Here is a 20803-nt window from a genome sequence, read left to right as displayed (position 1 = left end):
GTCACAGCGATGAGGAGATGGTACCGAGGGCGGGCCCGCAGTCGTGGGGGCAGCGCCGCCGCGCCACTGGGGGGCGCGGCGGCGTTCCTCCTGGCGGTCGGGCCCGCTCACCCGCGTCCGGGGTGAGCGGCCCCTCCGGCCGGCCGGCCCTGGTCCGCCGCGAAGGAGGCCATCCAGGCCAGCGCCGCGTTCCAGTTGATGGCCGTCTCGTTCGTCGACCAGGACTCGATGTCGTCGATGTAGCAGAACTGCCCCACGCAGCCCTGGAGTTTGCCCTGCGCGTACGGGTCCTGGATGCTGGAGTTGGCGCCGCCGGCGACGGTGCCCTTCGGCGGGTTCGGCAGGCTCGGCTCGAGCTCGTGGGCGTACCAGCGGCTGTGCTGGTTGTGGGAGCTGACCGTGCCGTAGCCGGTGACGTAGGAAATGTTGAGGGCGTTGCGGCCCAGGACGTAGTCCATGCTCTGCACCGCGCCGTCGCGGAACTTCGTGGCGCCGTCGAGGTCGTAGGCGGCGGCGAGGACACGGGCGTTGTTGAGGATCTGGCTGTTGGAGCCCCAGTCGTACATGTTGCCGGCGGGCGCGTAGGGCATGCCGTAGGGCTGCGCCTTCAGCGTGGCCAGGTACTTGTCGGCGCCCTTGATCACCGACTGGCGCACCTTCTCCCGGCCGGGCAGCAGGCTCGGGACGGTGGCGAGGTCGAGGCGGGCGGGCACGGCGGTGGAGGCCCAGTCGAAGCTGACGTTCCCGAAGATGTCGGCCGTGTTCAGCGGGGACTTGGTCACGTAGTCGGCGAACTGCCGCTCACCGGTGGTGAGGTACAGCTCGGCGGCCGCCCAGTAGAACTCGTCGGTGGCGTTGTCGTCGGGGTACGCGCCGCCACCGATGCCGTCGTCCGGGTCGGGGTACACGGCGGGGTGGGCGAGCGCGGCGGACCAGGCCGTGCGCGCGGCCCGCAGGGCCTTCGCCGCGAAGGCGCGGTCGTAGGGCTCGTAGAGGCGGGCGGCCTGCGCCGCGGTCGCCGCCAGGTTCAGGGTCGCCTGGGTGGTCGGCCGGTGCAGTTCGCGCTTCTGCGGGTCCTGGCTGGGCAGCAGCGGCAGCCCCGTCCACTGCTCGTCGTGGACCTTGCTGTGCGCCATGCCGGCCAGCGGCTGCCCGGCCGGCACCTGCATCCTCAGCAGGAACTCCAGCTCCCAGCGGGCCTCGTCCAGGATGTCGGGCACCTTGTTTCCGCTCTCCGGGACGGCGAGCGTCCGGTCGCCGAGGCTCGCGGGCCGGGCGGTGCGCGCGTGCAGGGTGCGCTCGTAGGTGCTCAGCAGCCCCCAGGTGGTAATGCCGCCGTTGACGACGTACTTGCCGTGGTCGCCGGCGTCGTACCAGCCGCCGGGGACGTCGAGCGTGTAGTCGCACAGGCCCGGTTGGCAGGGCACCTTGGAGTCGCCCCGGTTGGGCGCGGCGTTCAGGTGGCCGGCCGGGCGGGCGTAGCCGGGGCGCAGGTCCTCGCGGATCGGGATGCCGCTGCGCTGGGTGTAGTAGTACTTCAGCGAGTCCAGGCGGAGCTGGTCGTAGACGCCGTCGCCGATGTCGAACGGATGGCTCGTCTCGCCGTCGGCGACCAGGGTGAAGCCCTTGCCGCTCCCCCGGTAGGCGCCGAAGTCGATCGAGTGCACCTGCTGCCCGGAGGAGACGTCCGTGCCGCGCGGGGCGCTCCAGCCGTGGGCCACGTCCTTCCCGCGGGCGTCGCGCAGCCGCCAGGGCAGCTTGGCGCCGGCGTCGGTGACCAGCGTGGCGTTCTTCGGGCCGCCGGGCAGATAGCCGACCTGGTTGACCCGTACCCGCGGCCCGGTGTCGGGCTCGTAGACCTCCGGCGGCACCCCGCCGAGCAACGACACGTCGTCCATGCAGAAGCGCCAGGGGTCCGCGGTGCCGCCGAGCTGGAAGGCGACCTGGCCCCGGGTGGTGTCGACGGGGGACGTGAAGGTGTAGGAGTAGGCGTTCCCCGAGACGCTCAGCTGCGGGCTCACCTCGAACCAGGTGTCGTACGGCTCCACCGAGAGCCCCGCGATCGCCCGGACCACGTGCGCGTCGGGGGTGCCGGTCGCCGAGAACGACAGGCGGTAGGTCTCGCCCTTCACCAGCGTGATGTCGTTCTGCCCGACGGCGGCGTCCCAGCGGTTGGCGGTGCCGCCGGGCACGTCGGCGCACAGCCGGCCGTCGGAGAGGCCCGCGGTGACGTTGCTGGTCGCCCACCACGGCTCGGTGGTGGTGTCGAAGGTGCCGTTCCTGATCTGCTCGACCTCGTCGGCCAGGGCCTGCCTGGCGGACGGCAGGGTGGTGAGGGCCGCCGCGAGCAGGGCTGCCACGGACAGCAGGGTGGTTCTGCGTCGTTTCACGTCTGGGCTCCTCGGAGGAGGGTACGGACCACCCATGGGAGCGCTCCCAAGGGCAGACGCACCATGGTTGTTGCAGCCATGACATCCGTCAACGGTCCTGACGGGATGTATTGCCTCCTGCAGGGGGTCACCGTCCGTACGGCGCCGGTACGCACTAGGCTGGAACGGAAGTGACGCACTGTTCACTGTGAGTGTGCGCGATGGAGTGGCGACGATGAGCCCCGTGTATCCGTTCGACGACGCGGCCACGGCCCGGGCTGTCGTCGACGAGCACGGCGTCCTCGTCGAGTGGAACGAGGGCGCGCGCCGGCTGCTCGGCTGGGCGCCCGAGGAGGTGCTGGGTGAGCGGGCGGCGAACCTGCTGGCCGACGGCCCGTTGGGCCACCTTCCCGACGAGCCCCGCTGGAACGGCACGCTCACCGTGCGGCACCGCGACGGACGCGCGCTGCCCGTCTGGGTCCTGGCGCACCACCGGCGCCCGGAGGACGGCGGCAACTGGCTCCTGGTCACCCCGCTGGAGGGCGGCGGCCCCCCGGACCCCGACGACCCGCTGGCCCGGGCCGAGCTCATCCAGTCGCCCTGCGCCGTGGCGATCTACGACGAGCGGCTGCGGCTGCACGGGATGAACGCCGCCATGGCGGACGTGGTCGGGATACCGGCCGACCGGCTGAGGGGGCTGCGCCTCTCCGAGATCGGCGGCCGCCGCCAGAGCGAGGACTTCGAGTGGCACATGCACCGGGTGATCGCCACCGGCCAGGGGAACGACGTGCGGACGTATGTGCCGATAGGCGGCGACGGCCAGGTGAGCGCCTGGCTGGCCCGGATGTCCCCGATCACCGACCGGCAGGGGCGGGTGCGCGGGGTGTGCGTCGCCGCCCACGACTTCACCGAGCAGTACCGGGCGCGCGAACGGCTGCAGCTGGTCAACGAGGCGAGCGTGCGCATCGGCACCACGCTCGACGTCGCGCGGACCGCGCAGGAACTCGCCGACGTCTGCGTCCCCGCCCTCGCGGACTTCGTCAGCGTCGACCTGCTCGACCCGCCCGAGCACGGCGGGGAACCCCTCACCGGGCCGGTGACGACACCGGTCGTGCTGCGCCGGGCCGCCCACGGCTCCATCAACGCGGGCAGTCCCGAGGCGCTCTCCGTCATCGGGCGGACCGAGCTGTACCCGGCCACCTCCCCCCAGGGCGCCTCCCTGGTCACCGGCCACTCCGTGGTGATCTCCAAGGAGGCCGGCGACCTCGACAAGTGGCTGTCCTGGGACCCCGCGCGCCGCCTGCACTTCCGGGAACTCGGCGTGCACACCGCGATGTCCGTGCCGATCCGGGCCAGGGGCGTGACCCTCGGGGTCGCCGTGTTCAGCCGGTTCCGGCAGCCCGGGCCCTTCACGCCCGACGACGTGCTGCTGGCCGAGGAGGTCACGGCCCGCGCCGCCGTCTGCATCGACAACGCCCGCCGCTACTCCCGCGAGCGGGAGACCGCGCTCGCCCTCCAGCGCAGCCTGCTGCCCCGCATCCTGCCGCGCACCGCCGCGGTGCAGGCGGCCTCCCGCTACCTCCCGGCGGCCCGGGCCGGGGTGGGCGGCGACTGGTTCGACGTGATCCCGCTGTCCGGGACCCGGGTCGCCATGGTCGTCGGGGACGTCCTCGGGCACGGTGTGCAGGCCTCGGCCAGCATGGGCCGGCTGCGCACCGCCGTAGGCACCCTCGCCGACATCGACCTCGCCCCCGACGAGCTGCTCACCCATCTGGACGACGTGGTGGCCCGGATGTCCGCCGAGGCCGGGGCCGAGGGACGGCCCGGCGAGGTCGGCGCGACCTGCCTGTACGCGGTGTACGACCCGGTCTCCCGGCGCTGCACGCTCGCCCGCGCCGGGCACCCGCCGCCGGTGCTGATCCCGCCGGACGGCCTGCCCCGCCGGGTCGAGCTGCCCTCCGGACCACCCCTCGGCCTGGGCGGCCTGCCGTTCGAGAGCGTCGAACTCCAGCTCCCCGAGGGCAGTGTGCTCTGCTTCTACACCGACGGGCTGGTCGAGAGCCGCGAACGGGACACCGACGCCGGCCACCGGCTGCTGTGCGAGGCGCTGGCGGCCCGCGGCGGCTCCCTGGAGGAGACCTGCGACCGGGTCCTGCGCACCCTGCTGCCCGCGGGCGGCTCCTCCGACGACGCCGCGCTGCTGCTGGCCCGCACCCGCGCCCTGCCGCCCTCCCAGGTGGCGACGTGGGACATCCCCGCCGACCCGTCGCTGGTCGCCCCGGTCCGCAAGCAGGTCGTCGACCGGCTCGACGACTGGGGTCTGAGCGAGGCGGCGTTCACCACCGAACTGGTCGTCAGCGAGCTGGTCACCAACGCGATCCGGTACGGCACCCCGCCCATACACCTCCGCCTCATCCACGACGAGGCGCACCTGACCTGCGAGGTGTCCGACACCACCCACACCGCTCCGCATCTGCGCCGGGCCAAGACCTGGGACGAGGGCGGCCGGGGCCTGCTCCTTGTCGCCCAGCTCACCCGGCGGTGGGGCAGCAGGCACACCGCCGAGGGCAAGACGATCTGGGCGGAGCTGGACCTGCTCGACGACGAGTGAGCCCGGCCGGGTCTCAGGACCCGTCGGCCAGCCAGGGCCGCACCCGCCGGCGCGCCTCGTGCAGTCGCGACTTGAACGTGCCCAGCGGAACGCCCGTCCGCTCGGCGGCCTCGGCGTACTCCAGCCGGCAGACGTCCCGGTACACCAGCGGCGCCACCAGATGGGGGTGCTCCCGCTCCAGCCGGTCCAGCGCCTCCAGCAGATCCACCCGGGAGCCCGCGATGACGCTCGTGGTCCGCGGGTCGGCGTACGTCGCGGGCTCGATCCGCGCGGGCTGCTCGGCGGCGCGGCGCTTGAGCTCCCGGTACTTCTGACGGCAGCAGTTGGCGACGACCGTGTAGAGCCAGGTGGTGAAGCGGCTGCGTCCCTCGAAGGAGGTGATCCTCCGCGCGATCTGGAGCAGTACGTCCTGCGCGGCCTCCTCGGCGTCCTCGCGGCAGGGCAGGAAACGCCCGCAGCGCCCGACCACCTCGGGCCGGACCTGCTGGAGCAGGGCTTCCAGCGCGGCGCCGTCACCGGCGGCGGCACGGCGGGCGAGCTCTTCGACCGGCGCGGCGTTCTGCACGACAAGGCCCCCTTTGCGTCGATCCCGCGGCAGGCATGATAGTCGCATGCACTCCCTCGAGCGGATCGGCCGCTACCGGCTCGAACGGCGCCTGGGCACGGGCGGCTTCGGCACGGTGTGGCTCGCCCACGACGACGAGCTCGAGGCCCCCGTGGCCGTCAAGGTGCTCGCCGAGAACTGGTCCCACCGCCTCGACGTCCGTGAAAGGTTCCTGGCCGAGGCACGGCTGCTGCGCAGGGCCGGCTCGTCCCGGGTGGTTCAGGTCTACGACATCGGCGAACTCCCGGACGGCAGACCGTACTTCGTGATGGAGTACGCCGACGCCGGCACCCTCGACGACCTGCTCGACGCCGGTCCGCTGCCGGTGTCCGAGGCCCTGCGGCTGACCGCGCTGGCCGCCCGCTCCGCGCACGCCCTGCACGAGGCGGGCATCGTGCACCGGGACGTCAAGCCGAGCAATGTGCTGCTGCGTACCGCGCCGGACGGCACCCGCCGGGTGCTGCTCGCCGACCTCGGCCTCGCCAAGAGCCTGGCGCAGGCCTCGGGGCTGACCCTGGCGGCGGGTTCGGCCGGGTACCGGCCGCCGGAGCAGGCCGAGCCCGGCGCGGGCATCGACGCGCGGGCGGACGTCTACGGTCTGGGCGCGGTCGGCTACCGGCTCGTCACCGGCATCGTGCCCGCCGAACCCGGCGAGGTGGTACGGCCCGAGCGGCTGCGGCCGGGCCTCGACCCCGGCGTCGCCCGGGCGTTGACTCGGGCCCTGGAACCGGACCGCGAGCGGCGCTGGCCCACCGCCGAGGCGTTCGCGGACGAACTGGACCGGCTGGCCTCGGCCCCCGCGGCCGCCGTCCGCCCGCGCGGGCGTTCCAGGACCGCGGTGCTGGTCGCCGCCGTGACCGCCGTCGCCGTCGCCGGGGCTGTCCTCGCCCTGGTGAACCTGCCGTCCTCGGGGTCCGGGGTCGACGTCGAGGACGCCACGGGCCGGATCGCGGTGCGGGTGCCGGACGGCTGGGGGCGGCAACTGCGCGACTCCGGCTGGGACCCGGCGGCGCTGGGGCTGCCCGCCGGGCACGAGCCGGGGCTCGCCGTCGCCGGTGACCTGACCCGCTGGCAGGACCTCGGGGCCGGGGTGAGCGGGGTGTTCGCCGGCCTGAGCGAGCACGGCGACGTCACCGCCCGCGTCGACACGCTCGGCCATCCGGGCTGCCACTACGACGGCGCCCGCGCCTACACCGGCGGGCGGTGGCACGGCCGGATCCGGACGTGGAGCGGCTGCCCCCGCGGCGGCCGGCTCACGGAGACCGCGCTCGTCCCGGCGGGCGGCGGGCAGCCGCAGGTGTACGTGCAGATCCGCCAGCACGGCGGCGGCGACGCGACCGACGGTGTACTGCGCTCCCTGCGGGTCACATGAACCCGTGGGACGTCGTACGGGCGAGGGCGGCTTGAGTCGTACGGCCTAGGGCCGCGCGGGAGACGTCACCGGGACAGAAGCTCGGGCAGCGGTCACCGTAGAAGGGCGCGGGAAGAAGTCCCGGAAAAAGGTGCGAACGGCCGCGAACTTTTCGCCGGGTCCGTGCATCGGACACTCATGACGGCGCACCCGGCGCCGGAGGCACGCGGTCACCGCGTGCGAGCGACCCAGGAGTGTGGAACATGGCGCACAAGTCCCTGTCAGCCCACCGGGCGGCCCTGCTCGTCGGCGCGGTCGCCGTACTGGGCCTGCCACTGACCGCCTGCGGCCACGGCAGCGGCACGAGCGGCGCTCCGCAGAGGGTGTCCGGCACCGCCGCGCCCGCGACCGGCGACACCACCGCCGGGACCGCACCCGCCACGGAACCCGGCACGGCACCCGGTACGAGCTCCGCTCCCGGCGTCGGTGCCGCGCCCCCGAGCGGTTCGGCCACCGCCTCCGCCCCGGGCACCGCCCGGCGCACGGGCGGCACCGGCGTCCCCGCCGCGAGCACCCGCTGCCACACCTCCGAACTCGGGGCGTCGGTGGGCCCCGAGAACCCGGGCGCCGGGCAGGAGAACTTCCCGGTCGTCCTGACGAACACCTCCGGCCGCACCTGCACCGTGCGCGGCTATCCCGGCGCCGCCTTCGTGGACGCCTCCGGCAGGCAACTCGGCCCGGACCCGAAGCGGTCCTCGGGCACGCCCACCACGGTGACACTGAAGCCCGGCCGGAGCGCCTGGGCGGGACTGACCTTCTCCAACCCCGGAGTGAGCGGGGCGAGGACGGCGACGCCCGCGTCGCTGATCGTCACACCGCCGGACGAACGCGACCACCTCACGGTGAGGTGGACGGCCGGCCAGGTGCCCGTGGGCGGCAACGCCTCCTCGGTGTTCCTGACGGTCCTCAGCCCCGGCACCGAGCCCTGACCCGACCCGTCCACGGCGCTCTCGCGCGACGGTGCGGCACGGTCCTTTGCTTTGATGGGCGTGCACCATCGGTCACGTCCTGAGGAACACCGCCCTGAACACCCCGCTGGCCGAGGCCCTCTCGGTCGTCCTGCTCGTCGCCGTGCTCGCCTGGGCCGTCGTCCGTCCCTTCGGCTGGCCCGAGGCGGTCATGGCCGTGCCCGCCGCCGGGATCGCCGTCGCCACCGGCGCGATCCCGCTGGACCACGCGCGGGCGGAGGCGGAGCGGCTGGGACCCGTGGTCGGGTTCCTCGCCGCGGTGCTGGTGCTCGCCCACTTCTGCGACGTGGAGGGGCTGTTCCAGGCCTGCGGGGCGTGGATGGCCCGCAGGTCGCGCGGCCGCCCGGTGCGGCTGCTGACCGCCGTGTTCGCGCTGGCGTCCGCCATCACCGCCGTGCTGAGCCTGGACGCCACGGTCGTGCTGCTGACGCCGGTCGTGTTCGCCACCGCCGCCCGCACCGGCGTACGGCCCAAACCGCACGTCTATGCCTGCACCCACCTGTCCAACACGGCGTCGCTGCTGCTGCCGGTCTCCAACCTCACCAATCTGCTGGCGTTCGCGGCGAGCGGGCTGAGCTTCACCCGGTTCGCGGCGCTGATGGCGCTGCCGTGGCTGGTCGCGATCGGCGCCGAGTACGTGGTGTTCCGGCGCTTCTTCGCCCGCGACCTGGCCGCCGCGGTGCCCTCACCGCCCACCGGCGAGCCGCCCGGACTGCCGTTGTTCGCCCTGGTCACCGTGGCCTGCACGCTCGCCGGATTCGTCGTGGCCTCCGCGTTCGGGGTGGCACCGGTGTGGGCCGCGCTGGCCGGGGCGCTGGTACTGGCCGGGCGGGCGCTGCTGCGGCGCAGGGCGACCGCGCTGAGCGTGGTGCGGGCCGCGGCGCCGGCCTTCCTCGCCTTCGTCCTGGCCCTCGGCATCGTGGTCCGGGCGGTCGTCGACAACGGGCTCGCCGGGGCGCTCGGACGCGTCCTGCCCGACGGTACGGGGCTGCCCGCGCTGCTCGCCGTCGCCGCGGTGGCGGCCGTGCTCGCCAACCTGATCAACAACCTGCCCGCGGTGCTGGTCCTGCTGCCGCTGACCGCGCCGGCCGGACCGGGGGCGGTCCTCGCCGTGCTGCTCGGCGTCAACATCGGCCCGAACCTCACCTACGCCGGGTCGCTGGCGACCCTGCTGTGGCGGCGGATCGTGCACCAGCACGAACACGGTGTGAACCTGGGGGAGTTCACCCGGCTGGGTCTGCTGGCCGTGCCGGCCGCGCTGGTGCCCGCGGTGGTGGCACTGTGGGGAGCACTCCAGATTCTGTGACGACGGAGGAGGCCGACCGGATGCGTGTGATCACCTGGCTGGTGGAGGGCACCTGGCCCGCCTGCGTGGACGCCGTACGCGCCCATGCTCCGCACGCGTCCGACGTCGTCCTGCTGCATGTCAGCGGGCCGGACGTGCCCGCCGTGGCGCACGGGGCGTTCGCCGGGCTGCTCGGCCGCGGCCGTGCCGAACGCGACCCCGGCGACCTGCTGACGGACCTCGGCGGTACGTCGGCGGCCGAACTCCTCGATGCGGCGGCGGCCCGGCTCGGGCGGCCGTGCACCGTGATGGAGCGGCGCGGGCGGGTGGAGCGCGAGGTGGTGGCGGCAGCGGAGGACGCCGACCTGCTGGTGCTGGCCCGCGACGGCGACCGTGCGCGGCTCGGCCCGCACAGTCTGGGTCCGGCCGCGCGGTTCGTCGTCGACCACGCGCCCTGCGCGGTGCTCCTGGTGTGGCCCGAGGAGGCCCCGGACCTCACGACGATGCCCCCTCCCCCGCCGCCGCACCACCACTGACGTCGTTCAGCGGCCGCCGCCGTGGCGGTGGTGTCCGTCCCTGCCGTTCCAGGAGCAGGCGTGGCCGTGGGAGGAGCAGTCGTCCACGGCGGGCGGGTCGGTGACGGCGGCCGGGGGCGGCGGGGCGGTCCGGGATGCGCCGCCGGCCGGTGTGCCCTGTCCCGCCGAGTCCGACGGGCCGGGTTCCGGGGCCGAGGGCCCGGCCGACGAGCCGCCGGCCAGGTCCCAGTTGACCACCTCCATCTGGAGTTCCGGCATGGTGGTGTCCATCGCCCAGCGCTGGGTGTCGTTCTTCACGCGGGTCTTGAGCACGAGGGCGCCGCCGCCGTCGGTGGCGGCGGGCGTCAGGGCCAGGTCCTGGTCGAAGCGGGGTACGAGGGTGCCCTGAAGGGTGAAGTCGTAGCGGATGTTCCTGCCGCCGGGCCGGGACACGTCCACGCAGGGGACGAGCCGTACCGAGTAGCCGAGGTGGGAGTCCAGGCACAGGGCGGGCGCGGCGCCGCTGCGCAGCAGTCCGTCGGTCTCGTAGACCCATTGCTGACCGGGTGCCGAGGAGCAGGCCGTCAGCTCGGTCTCGGCGCCTTCGACGGCCTTCCCGCCGACGGCGCCCACGCACAGTCCGGACGCGGCGTTGTGCAGCCGTCCGCGCAGGGTGCCCCTGGCCGCCGTCCCGGCTCCGGTCCAGGTCGGCCCGGAGGCGGAGGCGCCGGTGCCGGGCGGCTCGGTGGGCTTCTGTCCTGCGGCGTGCTCAGGGGCCCCGTTCCCGGAACCGAGCACCGCCCACAGCGCGAACGGCAGCACGACCAGCCCGCTCACCGTGGCCACGGCGATGGCCACGTTCCGCTGCCGCGCGACCCGCCGCGCCGCCTTGCGCGCCACCCGTCCGCGTCCGGCCGTCCCGCCCCTCGGCCCCGCTGCCGTGCCGCCGTGCTCCGCCGGGGCTGGTTCCCCACCCGGCCCGCCCCCTGGGGTGACGGTCGGCGGGCCGGAGCCCCAGGGCTCGGCGGAGAAGGGAGCCACGAAGGGCACGGCGTCGGACGCCTCGGGGACGAGGTGGGGCGGCGCCGCGCGGGGGGCGCCGTGCGTCGGCGGTTGGGCCTGACCGGCCTCCGACCGACCGAACGGCTCCTCCGGCGCGAACAGCTCGCCCTCAGCCGGTACCCCCGCCCCGGCCTCGGGGACGCGGGCCCCGCCAGGGGCGGCCGAGGTCGCACGCAGGCCACCGTCCCGACCCGCCCCGCCGGACCGCCGCCCCGGATGCTCATCGCCGCCCGCCGCCGGACCGGACGGACCCGACGCCAAGCCGCCGCCCTGGCCCGCCCCGCCGGACCGCCGCCCCTCGTACTCGTCGCCGCCCGCCACCGGACCGGACGGACCCGACGCCGAGAACGCGCCCCCCGCCGACGCGGACTCCGGGACGGGCGGGGTGGTCGGAAGGCCACCGCTCCGGCCCGCCCCGCCGGCCGCCCGTGGGCCGGGTGGGTTCGGGGCGGCAGAGGGTGTGAAGGGCTCGCCTCCGGTGGGGGCGGGCCGCGGGGGCTCGGGGGCCGGTTCCGTCGGGGCCGGGGGGACGGTCAGGCGGTGGGCGCGGTAGGTGGACGCGCCCCAGCCGAGGACGCCCTCGGCCAGGGCCGCGCCCAGGTCTCCGTTGAACTGGGCCAGTTGGTCGGCGGTGTGCCGGCAGTGCGTGCAGCCGGCCAGGTGCGTACGCAGGTCCGGGTCGACGTGGGCGCCGCCGCGCCGGTAGGTCACGTCGAGCAGCCGCAGGTAGAGCAGGCACTCCTGCTGGGGCGCGATCTCGCGGTGCACCTGGAGGCACTCCTCGCGCAACCGCTCCCGGGCACGCTCGAGTTCGAGGCACGCGTCCTCCTCGTCGAGGCCGAGCAGCCGGGCCGGCGCGGCAAGCGGTTCGGCCTCGACCTCGGCGTGCCACAGCAGGGCACGCGCCGTCTGCGGCAGCCGCTGGAACGCCCGGGACAGCAGCCGCCGGTCGCCCGGCGGCAGCAGCCGCGCGGCGATCCGGTCGCCCTCGGCGCCCGCGGCCCTCAACTCGGGGTGCAGCATCTCCCGGCGGTGGTCCGTGCTCCACTCCCCCGCGATCCGCCGTACGGTGACGAGCAGTTGGGGCCGCCAGGCGGCCGTCGGCCCGGACTGCCGCAGGGACTGGCCGAACAGCCGGGTGAAGGCAGCCGTGGTCAGCATGCCCGCGGGATGGGACCCGTCGGTGCACAGCCGCGCGTAGGCGAAGGCCGCCTCCCAGTGCCGGTCGAGGAGTTCACCCACGGGCAGCAGAGCGGGCGAGGTGCCCGTCCACTTCCGGAGTTCGGCGCTCAACTGCTCGTCCGTGGTACCGAACGGATCGGGTGACGTGGGGGAATTGGACATTCCCGGGTCTTTCACGGCTGCATTCCTCCGTACACACCACGGATTTGGTCCATACCAAAAGTCCCTGCCGAAGAGGGCGTGCCGGCATCTCGAACGTCCCCCGCGCAGAGGGAGGACCATGGTCTGCTCGCCGACTGGCCACACCTTTGCACAGGCCAGCGGCGAGCAACAAGGGATCACACGGTTTTGCGCATAACGCTCTCGGCGCCCCGCGTTGACCTATTGTCAATTCCCGCGGATGGAATGCGATTACCACCCGGCGCACACGGCAATTTCCGTCCTCAGTGACCGCTGACGGCGTGCGGCGTGTAGGGCCCCTCCAGCTCCTCGGCCTCCTTGTCGCTCAGCTCCAGTCCGACCGCGGCCACCGCGTCCCGCAGGTGCTCCGGCCTGGACGCGCCCACGATCGGCGCCGTGACCGTGTCCTGGCGCAGCAGCCAGGCGAGGGCGACCTGGGCGCGCGGCACCCCGCGGTCACCGGCGACGCGGGTGACGGCCTCGACGATGCCGCGGTCGCCCTCCGGGTAGAGCCGGCCGCCGAAGGCGTCGGTGGCGCTGCGCTCGGTGGTGGTGCCCCAGTCCCGGGTGAGGCGGCCGCGTGCCAGCGGGCTCCACGGCAGTACGCCGACGCCCTGGTCCGCGCAGAGCGGAAGCATCTCCCGCTCCTCCTCGCGGTAGAGCAGGTTGTAGTGGTTCTGCATGGAGACGAACCGGGTCCAGCCGTGCAGCAGGGCCGTGTACTGGGCCTTGGAGAACTGCCACGCGTACATCGAACTCGCCCCGATGTAGCGGACCTTGCCCGCCTTCACCAGGTCGTGCAGCGCCTCCATGGTCTCCTCGACCGGCGTGTGCGGGTCCCAGCGGTGGATCTGGTACAGGTCGACGTGGTCGGTGCCCAGCCGGCGCAGGCTGTGGTCGATCTCCGTCATGATCGCCTTGCGGGACAGCCCGCCGCCATTGGGTCCCGGCCGCATCCGGCCGTGCACCTTGGTGGCGAGGACGACGTCGTCGCGGCGGGCGAAGTCGCGCAGCGCGCGGCCGACGATCTCCTCGCTCGTGCCGTCGGAGTAGACGTTGGCCGTGTCGAAGAAGGTGATCCCCGCCTCCAGCGCCTGCCGGATCAGCGGGCGCGAGGCCTCCTCGTCGAGGGTCCACTCGTGCGAGCCGCGGCCGGGCACGCCGTAGGTCATGCAGCCCAGACAGATCCGCGACACCTCGAGGCCCGTCGAACCGAGCTTCACGTACTGCATCGTTGCTGCTCCCGTCCTTGGTTCCTTGGTGATCGCCGGTCACGGGCCGGGACGGTCCGCGGGCGTCGGCGCCACGGACGTGTCCAGCAGGTCCAGTACCCGTTCCCAGCCGAACTCGGGCCGGCCGCCGTCCGGTGCCGGCTCGCCGGAGAACGGCTCGCCGAAGCGGACCCCCATCGCGCGCAGGCGGACGAGGCTGTCCTGGTAGGCGGGGTGGGCGGCGAGGGTGTCGGAGACGCACGGCAGGACCGCGACCGGGACGCCCAGGCCGTAGGTCTCGCACAGGGTGGCCAGGGCGAGGGTGTCGGCGGTCCCGGCGGCCCACTTGTTGAGCGTGTTGAAGGTGGCGGGTGCCACGACCACGGCGTCCGGCGGCGGGAACGGGCGCGGGTCGCCCGGTGTGCGCCAGGCCGACCGGATGGGGCGGCGGGTCTGCGCCTCGACGGCGGCGGTGTCGAAGAAGCCGCCCATGGCGACCGGGGTCGCGATGACACCGACCTCCCAGCCCCGCTCCTGCGCGGCGGTGATCAGCTTGCTGACGCCCTCGGCGATGCCGGCGGCGCAGACGACGACGTAGAGGAAGGGTTTCCCGGGCGCTGTCCCGGCGTTCTTCGCGGGCGGCGCCCCGGAGGGCTGCTGGGCCTGTTCGCTCACCCGGGAACCCTAGTCAATCGGCCGCCGCCGGGGCCATGGGGCGACGCGACGGGCACCGGGCGGGCCGGCCGGCCGCCGCGTCGGCACGTGGCCCCTGCGGCGGTCCGGCGGGCGGCACGGACCGGCCCACTACCCGTCCTCGGACAGCGTGATGGCGCTCACGGGGCAGGCCCTGGCGGCCTCCCGGACCATCGGGTCGCCGGCGCCGTCCTCCCGGCCGGGCAGCAGGTCACTGAAGCCGTCGTCGTCCTGGGTGAACACCCCCGGAGCGGTCAGGGCGCACTGTCCGGCGCCGATGCAGCGGTCCTTGTCGATCTCGATGTGCATGGCGGCAGCCTCTTACCAGCTGACGGGGAGTTCCAGCATCCCCTGGATGGTGTCGCCGGGTTTGAAGGGGATTTCCTCCGGTGGGGCGGCGAGCCGGAGCGTGGGCAGCCGTTCGAGGAGCGTGCTCAGGGCGATCTCCAGTTCGGTGCGGGCGAGGTTCTGGCCGAGGCACTGGTGGATGCCGAAACCGAAGGCGACGTGGTGGCGGGTCGAGCGGTGGAAGTCGAGGGTGTCGGGAGCCGGGTAGACGTCCTCGTCGCGGTTGATGACGGAGGTGGAGAAGACCACGCCGTCCCCGGCCCTGATCGTGGTCCCGGCGATCTCGATGTCCTCGGTGGCCTGCCGCAGCAGTCCGTCCGCGATGGACAGCATCCGCATCAGTTCCTCGATGGCGTCCGGCAGCAGCCCGGGGTCGGCGCGCAGCTCGGTCAGCCGTTCGGGGTGCAGCAGGAGCGTGTAGGTGCCGAGGGAGATCATGTTGGCGGTGGTCTCGTGGCCCGCGACCAGCAGGATCATTGCCAGGGCGGTCAGCTCGTCGCGGTCGAGCTCGCCCTCGTTCAGGCGCTGCTGGATGAGTTCGTCCAGCAGGCCGTCGCCGGGCCGGCGCCGCTTCTGGTCGATCAGGTCCTCCAGATACGCGGCCAGCCGGTCGCGGGCGTCCCGCGTGTCCTCTGCCGCCGGTCCGCGCAGCAGCCGCCTGGACTGCTCCTCGAAGAACTCGTGGTCGGCGTAGGGAACGCCGAGCAGGGCGCAGATCACCATGGACGGCACCGGCAGCGCGAAGGAACGCACCAGGTCGGCGGGGGGTCCCTGGGCGATCATCGCGTCCAGCAGCTCGTCGACGATCTCCTGCATGCGCGGCCTGAGCTCGGTGGCGCGCCTGAGGGTGAAGCTCGGGATCATCATCCGCCGCTGGGTGCGGTGCTTGGGGTCGTCGACGCCGAGGAGCGCCGGCTTGCGGTCGCGGACCGCGGCGAAGCGGGGGGTGGTGGCCGGGAAGCCCGAGCGGTTGCGGTCCGTGGACAGGCGGGGGTCGACCAGCAGGTCACGGGCGACGGCGTGGCCGGTGACGAGCCAGGCGGGGCGGCCGTCGTAGAGCCGGATGCGGGCGAGCGGCCGTTCGGTGCGCAGCGGGTCGTACCCGGTGGGCGGGTGGTAGGGACAGCTCCGGTCCTGGGGGAAGGAGACGGGATCTGTCAGCTCGGTCGGGTCTGTCGTGTCTGTCATGGAAGACCTCGCAGACGGAGGATGCGTCGTGCCGATCTTCATTAGATGCCCAAGGCATCCAACGCACGACATGAAGTTCGGCCAGATCGGCTACCTGCGCGACCTGGCTGGGAACCGTCCACTCCGCATCGTAATTCGGTTGTCGCCGAAACGGCACGGCGTACAGGATCCGGCCATGCCCACGACCCGTGTGTTCCCGCCGCTGCCGTCCTTTCGGCACGGGGCCGGGGCCAGCCCGGGCGTCCCCGGAGGCCCGGTCCGCCGCGGTCGTGAGCGCCGCGCTCGTCGCGGGCCTCCTCGCGGGCTACGGCATCGCCGTGCCCGTCGGCGCCGTCGCGGTCCTACCTCGTCACCCTGACCGCCCGCTCGTCCCTGCGGACCGGTGTGTGCGCCGCGCTCGGCGTGGCGACGGCCGACGGGCTCTACGCCCTGCTCGCCCTCCTCGGCGGCTCGGTCCTGGCCGCCGCGCTGCGACCGGTGACGGTGCCGCTGCGCTGGGCCTCGGCCCTGCTCCTCGCCGCCCTGGCCGTCCGGGGCGCGGTCGGCGCGCTGCGCCGGTACCGAGGGCGCCGGACGGCCACCCGGGCGCCCCCACCGCCACCGGGCCCGGCCCGCGCGTACCTGAGCCTGCTCGGCCTCACCCTGCTCAACCCGACCACGCTGCTCTTCTTCGCGGCACTGGTCCTCGGCACGCGCGCCACGCCACCGTCCGATCGGGCGGTGTTCGTCCTGGCGGCCTTCACCGCCTCCGCAAGCCGGCAACTGCTGCTCGCGGGCGGCGGCACGCTGCTCGGCCGCACCCTGACGGGCCCCCGGGGACAACTGGCGACGGCCCTGGTGTCCAGGCTGTGATCACGCTGCTGGCGGCACGGACGGCGGCAGCGCCGGGGTGAGCGTCCCGGTCGCAGCCGCGGCCCGTGGCGGCGCGGCGGGGACGGGGCCGGGATGGATCGGGGCGGCGTCGATGTTGAATGGCGTGCACCATCGGTCACGGACGCGACGAGAGGACGGCCGGCATGGCTCTTGAGGGTGTGTACGAGCCCAGCCCGACGCAGTGGGTGCGGGAGCAGGTGGAGCTGTACGAGAGTTCGGGCGGTACCGAGGGGACCACGCTGCGGGACACGGGGCTGCCCGTGATCCTGCTGACCACCGTGGGTGCGCGCAGCGGCCGGATCCGCAAGACACCGCTGATGCGCGTGGAGCACGACGGGCGGTACGCCGTGGTGGCCTCCCAGGGCGGTGCGCCCAAGCACCCGTTCTGGTACTTCAACCTCAAGGCCGACCCCCGCGTCGAGCTCCAGGACGGCCCGGTCAAGCGGGACATGGCGGCCCGTGAGGTCACCGGCGCGGAGAAGGCGCAGTGGTGGGAGCGGGCGGTGGCCGCGTTCCCGCCGTACGCGGAGTACCAGGAGAAGACCTCACGGGAGATCCCGGTCTTCGTGCTGGAACCGGCCGCCGCGAGCTGAGCCGCGAGGGAAATTCCGGCCGGGAGGCATGAGCCCGTCCCGTCCGGGCATGCGTCTGTCAGGCCCCGCCGCGCTCCCCCGTCGCGGCGGGGCCCCTTCGTGCCCGCGACCGGTCCGCCGCACCGGGTCCGCGGCGGCTCACTCCGTGCCGCGGGCGGATTTCGGGGAACGTGTTCACCAGGACATCCGTGCGCCAGGCCGAGCAGGGAGGACACATGAGCGGCGGGGGCGAGGGCAACAGCGCCTACGGCCACAAGGCCTTCAAACGGTCCAGGAGCCACTTCGCGGACCGGATCACCGCCGACGGGCGGGACGGCCGGCCGGTGGAGGCCGGACGGTACCGGCTGGTGGTCAGCCGTGCCTGCCCGTGGGCGAGCAGGGCCCTGGTCTCACGGCGGCTGCTGGGGCTGGAGCACGTCCTGTCCCTCGCCGTCGTGGATCCGATCCAGGACGACCGGAGCTGGCGTTTCACACTCGACCCCGACGGCCGGGATCCCGTGCTCGGGATCCGCTTCCTCAGCGAGGCCTACGACCGGCGGGAGACCGGCTACCCCGGCGGGGTGAGCGTGCCCGCGGTCGTCGACGTGCCCAGCGGCGAGCTGGTCACCAACGACTACCAGCAGATCACGCTCGACCTCGCCACCGAGTGGAGCGCGCTGCACCGGCCCGGCGCTCCCGATCTGTACCCGCGGGCGCGGCGCGACGAGATCGACACGGTGATGGCGGAGGTCTACGAGGACGTCAACAACGGCGTGTACCGGGCGGGCTTCGCCACGAACCAGGAGGAGTACGAGGCGGCCTGCGCGGGCGTGTTCCGGCGGCTTGAGCTGCTGGAGCCCCGTCTGGCCGGACAGCGCTACCTCGTGGGCGACACGATCACCGAGGCGGACATCCGGCTGTTCACCACGCTGGTCCGGTTCGACGCCGTCTACCACGGCCACTTCAAGTGCAACCGCTGGAAGCTCGCCGAGAGCCCGGTGCTGTGGGCGTACGCCCGGGACCTGTACCAGACGCCCGGCTTCGGGGACACGGTCGACTTCGACCACATCAAGCGGCACTACTACCAGGTGCACACCGGCATCAACCCGACCCGGATCGTGCCCCTCGGCCCCGACCTGTCCGGCTGGCTGAGCCCGCACCACCGCGAGGAGCTCGGCGGGCGCCCCTTCGGCGACGGGACGCCTCCGGGTCCCGTACCGCCCGGTGAGGAGGTCCCGCCGCAGGGCCGGCCCTGACGACGGCCCGCTCCGAGAGCCTCGCGCCCGTACCGGCAAAGGAGACACCGATGGCCAAGAAGAAGCTCAAGCTCCCGCTCGCCTACCAGCCCGTCGGCTTCTTGCTGGGCTGGGCCGGCGGCGCGCTGGCGGGCCTGGCGTTCCGCGCGACGTGGAAGGCCATCCGCCACGAGGACGAGGCGCCCGAGCCGCTCGACGAGAACCGCCGCTGGGGGGAGATCCTGCTCGCGGCGGCCGTGCAGGGCGCCATCTTCGCCGTCGTGCGCGGCGCCGTCGACCGGGCCGGTGCCACCGCCGTCGAACGCTCGATCGGCGTCTGGCCCGCCAAGGTCAGGGACGACCGCGACTGACCCGGCGCCTCCGTGGAACCACGGCCGACGCGCCCGCCGCGGACCGCGACCGGCGCCGCGCGACCGGCACGGCGCCGGGTGGGGTCAGCCCTGCTTGGGGCCCATCTCGAGGACGCGGCGGAGGGTGAAGGTGTGGCCGGCCGGGTCGGAGCAGCCGCGCTCCTCGTACGGGCCGGGGGCGTCCTTGGCTTCGAGCGGGCGGCCACCGAGTTCGACGACCCGGCGTTCGGCCGCGTCCAGGTCGTCCACCAGGAAGTCCAGGTGGATCTGGAGCGAGTTCTCCGGGCGCGGCCAGCTCGGCGGTGTGGCGTTCGCGTCGCGGCGGAAGGCGAGCCGCAGTCCGTCGGCGGCCCTGATCTCCACCAGGTTCGCGGTCACGTCCGTGTCCCGCGCCTGGAGCAACTCCTTGTAGAACACGGCGAGTTTCTCGGGCTCGGCGCAGTCGAGCACCACGACGCCCGCGTTCACCAGTGGCATGTCTCCTCCGTAGGGTCCGGCGGCGGGACGTGGGTGTCCGGCCGCCCTCCTTCCCGGATATCCCGGCCCCGCGGATTCAGGCACGCGCCGCGGGGGAACTCGGGGGCAACTTGACCGCCCGCCAGGTCCGAGCGGCGGCAGGAGAGTCGGGGCCGCGGGACGGGCGGACTCGTTCACCATGAACGGCATGGAGACGAACGGCATGGAGACGATGCGCGCGATCAGTCAGGACGTCCTCGGCGGTCCCGAGGTGCTGCGGGAGGTCGAGCTGGAGCGGCCCGTGCCCAGGCCCAACGAGGTGCTGGTACGGGTGCGGGCCGCCGGGCTGAACCCCACCGACTGGAAACACCGGGCCGGCGGCCTCTTCCTGGGGCAGCCGCCGTTCGTACTGGGCTGGGACGTCTCCGGGGTGGTCGAGGCGACGGGTGTCGGCGCCTCCCTCCACCGGCCCGGGGACGAGGTCTTCGGCATGCTGTCGTACCCGTTCGGGCACGGCTCGCACGCCGAGTACGTGACCGCGCCGGCCCGGTTCCTCGTGCCGAAGCCGACCGGGATCGACCATGTCCAGGCGGGCGCGCTGCCGCTGGTGTCGCTGACCGCGTGGCAGGCGCTGGTGGAGCGGGCGGATCTCCGGGCGGGGCAGCGGGTGCTGATCCACGCGGCGGCCGGCGGGGTCGGCCATGTGGCCGTGCAGATCGCCAAGGCGCGCGGCGCGTACGTCTTCGGCACCGCAGGCGCGGGCAAGCACGACTTCCTGCGCGGCATCGGCGTGGACGAGCCGGTCGACTACCGCTCCACCGACTTCACCGAGGCGGTACGCGACGTCGATGTCGTACTGGACCCCATCGGCGGGGAGACCTCGCTCCGTTCGCTGCGGGTCCTGCGGCCCGGCGGGATCGTGGTGTCGATCGTGCCGGTCGGCTCCGACGACCTCTACCGCGAGGCCGAGCGGCTCGGCGTGCGGGCGGTCCGGATGCTCGTCGACGCCGACCGCCACGACATGCGGGAGATCGCGCGGCTCGTCGAGAAGGGCGGGCTGCGCGCCACGATCGCCGGGACTTTCCCGCTGGCCGAGGCCGCCAGGGCGCACGAGGCCGGCGAGACCGGCCGGACCACGGGCAAGCTGGTCCTGCTGATGGACTGACGCCCGGCGACCGGGCACGCCGTCCGGCGGCGTGCCCGGTCAGGCTGAGCCGGCGGCTTGCCCGGTCACACCGAGCGCGCGCCCGTCACACCGAGCCGGACGCGGCCCCGTGCTGTTCCAGGGCCGCCGCCAGTGTCGGTTGCGGAGGCAGCAGCCGGGACAGGCCGGTCACCTTCAGGATGCGCAGGGTCAGCGGGTGCGTGCACACGAGGTGCAGCTCTCCGCCGTGGTCGAGGACCCGGCCGCGTGCCCGGTAGAGCAGGCGCAGCCCTGAGCAGTCGAAGAAATCCACCCGGCTCAGGTCGATCACGACCCGGGCCCCGGGCGGCGCGGTGGCCCGGTCGATGTGGGGGGCGATCTGCGCCTCGGCGGCGATGTCGATCTCGCCCCGGAACTCGAGCACCGTGTGCCCTCGGTCCCGGTGGACACGCAGATGCCGGGTGAACGACGGCGCAGGTTCCTGCTGCACGACGACCTTCCCCTCCAGCCGGCTCCTCGTACGAC

18 protein-coding genes and 1 pseudogene are annotated in these 20803 nt (G+C 73.9%); 10 read left to right on the top strand and 9 right to left on the bottom strand.

Annotated elements, in window-relative coordinates; translation table 11 throughout:
- Positions 1–107 precede the first annotated feature (107 nt).
- Positions 108–2390: a glycoside hydrolase family 9 protein gene (locus ACIP4X_RS17280; RefSeq protein ID WP_391454541.1), complete on the bottom strand. Its 2283-nt coding sequence runs from the start codon at positions 2388–2390 to the stop codon at positions 108–110.
- 214 nt (positions 2391–2604) lie between these two features.
- On the opposite strand from ACIP4X_RS17280, the gene ACIP4X_RS17275 reads away from it, so the two are divergent.
- The gene (locus tag ACIP4X_RS17275) at positions 2605–4980 is read left to right on the top strand and encodes a SpoIIE family protein phosphatase (protein ID WP_401348986.1); all 2376 of its coding nucleotides are present in this window, start codon (positions 2605–2607) and stop codon (positions 4978–4980) included.
- A gap of 13 nt (positions 4981–4993) precedes the next feature.
- On the opposite strand, the gene ACIP4X_RS17270 is transcribed toward ACIP4X_RS17275, so the two are convergent.
- Entirely contained in the window at positions 4994–5545 is a 552-nt protein-coding gene (locus tag ACIP4X_RS17270) for an RNA polymerase sigma factor (RefSeq protein ID WP_358729756.1), read from the bottom strand.
- Between the two features lie 46 nt (positions 5546–5591).
- Here ACIP4X_RS17270 and ACIP4X_RS17265 point away from each other — a divergent pair, with 46 nt between their 5' ends.
- From ACIP4X_RS17265 to ACIP4X_RS17250, 4 genes are all read left to right on the top strand, one after another.
- Positions 5592–6956 (top strand): serine/threonine-protein kinase, encoded by a 1365-nt coding sequence (locus ACIP4X_RS17265; RefSeq protein ID WP_401348983.1) that lies wholly within the window; start codon positions 5592–5594, stop codon positions 6954–6956.
- 242 nt (positions 6957–7198) lie between these two features.
- Positions 7199–7924 (top strand): DUF4232 domain-containing protein, encoded by a 726-nt coding sequence (locus tag ACIP4X_RS17260; RefSeq protein ID WP_358729758.1) that lies wholly within the window; start codon positions 7199–7201, stop codon positions 7922–7924.
- A gap of 142 nt (positions 7925–8066) precedes the next feature.
- The gene (locus ACIP4X_RS17255) at positions 8067–9269 is read left to right on the top strand and encodes an arsenic transporter (protein WP_401348979.1); all 1203 of its coding nucleotides are present in this window, start codon (positions 8067–8069) and stop codon (positions 9267–9269) included.
- 20 nt (positions 9270–9289) lie between these two features.
- The gene (locus ACIP4X_RS17250; protein WP_358729759.1) at positions 9290–9784 is read left to right on the top strand and encodes a universal stress protein; all 495 of its coding nucleotides are present in this window, start codon (positions 9290–9292) and stop codon (positions 9782–9784) included.
- A gap of 6 nt (positions 9785–9790) precedes the next feature.
- On the opposite strand, the gene ACIP4X_RS17245 is transcribed toward ACIP4X_RS17250, so the two are convergent.
- From ACIP4X_RS17245 to ACIP4X_RS17225, 5 genes are all read right to left on the bottom strand, one after another.
- A complete protein-coding gene (locus ACIP4X_RS17245; protein ID WP_401348976.1) occupies positions 9791–12169 on the bottom strand; it encodes a ricin-type beta-trefoil lectin domain protein in 2379 nt (792 codons plus the stop codon).
- 281 nt (positions 12170–12450) lie between these two features.
- Positions 12451–13419 carry an aldo/keto reductase gene (locus ACIP4X_RS17240; RefSeq protein WP_391454552.1) on the bottom strand — a complete coding sequence of 323 codons (969 nt, stop codon included), beginning with the start codon at positions 13417–13419 and terminating at the stop codon, positions 12451–12453.
- 39 nt (positions 13420–13458) lie between these two features.
- Positions 13459–14073, bottom strand: coding sequence for a flavoprotein (locus ACIP4X_RS17235; protein WP_358729762.1), 615 nt, complete (start codon positions 14071–14073; stop codon positions 13459–13461).
- A 129-nt stretch (positions 14074–14202) separates the two neighbouring features.
- Positions 14203–14400, bottom strand: coding sequence for a ferredoxin (locus tag ACIP4X_RS17230; RefSeq protein WP_100571373.1), 198 nt, complete (start codon positions 14398–14400; stop codon positions 14203–14205).
- A gap of 12 nt (positions 14401–14412) precedes the next feature.
- Positions 14413–15627: a cytochrome P450 gene (locus tag ACIP4X_RS17225; RefSeq protein WP_358729764.1), complete on the bottom strand. Its 1215-nt coding sequence runs from the start codon at positions 15625–15627 to the stop codon at positions 14413–14415.
- A 269-nt stretch (positions 15628–15896) separates the two neighbouring features.
- On the opposite strand from ACIP4X_RS17225, the pseudogene ACIP4X_RS17220 reads away from it, so the two are divergent.
- The 4 genes and pseudogenes from ACIP4X_RS17220 to ACIP4X_RS17205 all read left to right on the top strand — a co-directional run bounded on the left by ACIP4X_RS17220 (position 15897) and on the right by ACIP4X_RS17205 (position 18678).
- A pseudogene (locus tag ACIP4X_RS17220) lies at positions 15897–16520 on the top strand (LysE family transporter).
- A gap of 123 nt (positions 16521–16643) precedes the next feature.
- A complete protein-coding gene (locus tag ACIP4X_RS17215; protein ID WP_391454556.1) occupies positions 16644–17093 on the top strand; it encodes a nitroreductase/quinone reductase family protein in 450 nt (149 codons plus the stop codon).
- Positions 17094–17308: 215 nt separating this feature from the next.
- The gene (locus ACIP4X_RS17210; RefSeq protein WP_391454558.1) at positions 17309–18328 is read left to right on the top strand and encodes a glutathione S-transferase C-terminal domain-containing protein; all 1020 of its coding nucleotides are present in this window, start codon (positions 17309–17311) and stop codon (positions 18326–18328) included.
- Between the two features lie 50 nt (positions 18329–18378).
- A complete protein-coding gene (locus ACIP4X_RS17205; RefSeq protein WP_358729767.1) occupies positions 18379–18678 on the top strand; it encodes a DUF4235 domain-containing protein in 300 nt (99 codons plus the stop codon).
- Positions 18679–18762: 84 nt separating this feature from the next.
- Here ACIP4X_RS17205 and ACIP4X_RS17200 read toward each other — a convergent pair whose 3' ends face one another.
- Positions 18763–19155 carry a VOC family protein gene (locus tag ACIP4X_RS17200; RefSeq protein ID WP_391454559.1) on the bottom strand — a complete coding sequence of 131 codons (393 nt, stop codon included), beginning with the start codon at positions 19153–19155 and terminating at the stop codon, positions 18763–18765.
- A gap of 202 nt (positions 19156–19357) precedes the next feature.
- Between ACIP4X_RS17200 and ACIP4X_RS17195 the strand changes: the two genes are divergently transcribed.
- Positions 19358–20299 (top strand): NADP-dependent oxidoreductase, encoded by a 942-nt coding sequence (locus tag ACIP4X_RS17195; RefSeq protein WP_358729930.1) that lies wholly within the window; start codon positions 19358–19360, stop codon positions 20297–20299.
- Positions 20300–20384: 85 nt separating this feature from the next.
- Here the strand turns inward: ACIP4X_RS17195 and ACIP4X_RS17190 are convergent, their stop codons facing one another.
- Entirely contained in the window at positions 20385–20768 is a 384-nt protein-coding gene (locus ACIP4X_RS17190) for an anti-sigma factor antagonist (RefSeq protein ID WP_358729769.1), read from the bottom strand.
- Between the last annotated feature and the right edge of the window lie 35 nt (positions 20769–20803).

The organism is Streptomyces sp. NPDC088817 (genome assembly GCF_044750345.1).
GTDB lineage: Bacteria > Actinomycetota > Actinomycetes > Streptomycetales > Streptomycetaceae > Streptomyces.
Note: the sequence above shows the minus strand (reverse complement) of the source record. Positions and strands in the feature narration are given on the sequence as shown.

Excerpts from the sequence above, each read along its gene's own strand:
- ACIP4X_RS17275 (WP_401348986.1), top strand. The coding sequence starts at position 2,605 with ATGAGCCCCGTGTATCCGTTCGACGACGCGGCCACGGCCCGGGCTGTC.
- ACIP4X_RS17265 (WP_401348983.1), top strand. The coding sequence starts at position 5,592 with ATGCACTCCCTCGAGCGGATCGGCCGCTACCGGCTCGAACGGCGCCTG.
- ACIP4X_RS17260 (WP_358729758.1), top strand. The coding sequence starts at position 7,199 with ATGGCGCACAAGTCCCTGTCAGCCCACCGGGCGGCCCTGCTCGTCGGC.
- ACIP4X_RS17250 (WP_358729759.1), top strand. The coding sequence starts at position 9,290 with ATGCGTGTGATCACCTGGCTGGTGGAGGGCACCTGGCCCGCCTGCGTG.
- ACIP4X_RS17245 (WP_401348976.1), bottom strand. The coding sequence starts at position 12,169 with ATGTCCAATTCCCCCACGTCACCCGATCCGTTCGGTACCACGGACGAG.
- ACIP4X_RS17240 (WP_391454552.1), bottom strand. The coding sequence starts at position 13,419 with ATGCAGTACGTGAAGCTCGGTTCGACGGGCCTCGAGGTGTCGCGGATC.
- ACIP4X_RS17230 (WP_100571373.1), bottom strand. The coding sequence starts at position 14,400 with ATGCACATCGAGATCGACAAGGACCGCTGCATCGGCGCCGGACAGTGC.
- ACIP4X_RS17225 (WP_358729764.1), bottom strand. The coding sequence starts at position 15,627 with ATGACAGACACGACAGACCCGACCGAGCTGACAGATCCCGTCTCCTTC.
- ACIP4X_RS17215 (WP_391454556.1), top strand. The coding sequence starts at position 16,644 with ATGGCTCTTGAGGGTGTGTACGAGCCCAGCCCGACGCAGTGGGTGCGG.
- ACIP4X_RS17210 (WP_391454558.1), top strand. The coding sequence starts at position 17,309 with ATGAGCGGCGGGGGCGAGGGCAACAGCGCCTACGGCCACAAGGCCTTC.
- ACIP4X_RS17205 (WP_358729767.1), top strand. The coding sequence starts at position 18,379 with ATGGCCAAGAAGAAGCTCAAGCTCCCGCTCGCCTACCAGCCCGTCGGC.
- ACIP4X_RS17200 (WP_391454559.1), bottom strand. The coding sequence starts at position 19,155 with ATGCCACTGGTGAACGCGGGCGTCGTGGTGCTCGACTGCGCCGAGCCC.
- ACIP4X_RS17195 (WP_358729930.1), top strand. The coding sequence starts at position 19,358 with ATGGAGACGATGCGCGCGATCAGTCAGGACGTCCTCGGCGGTCCCGAG.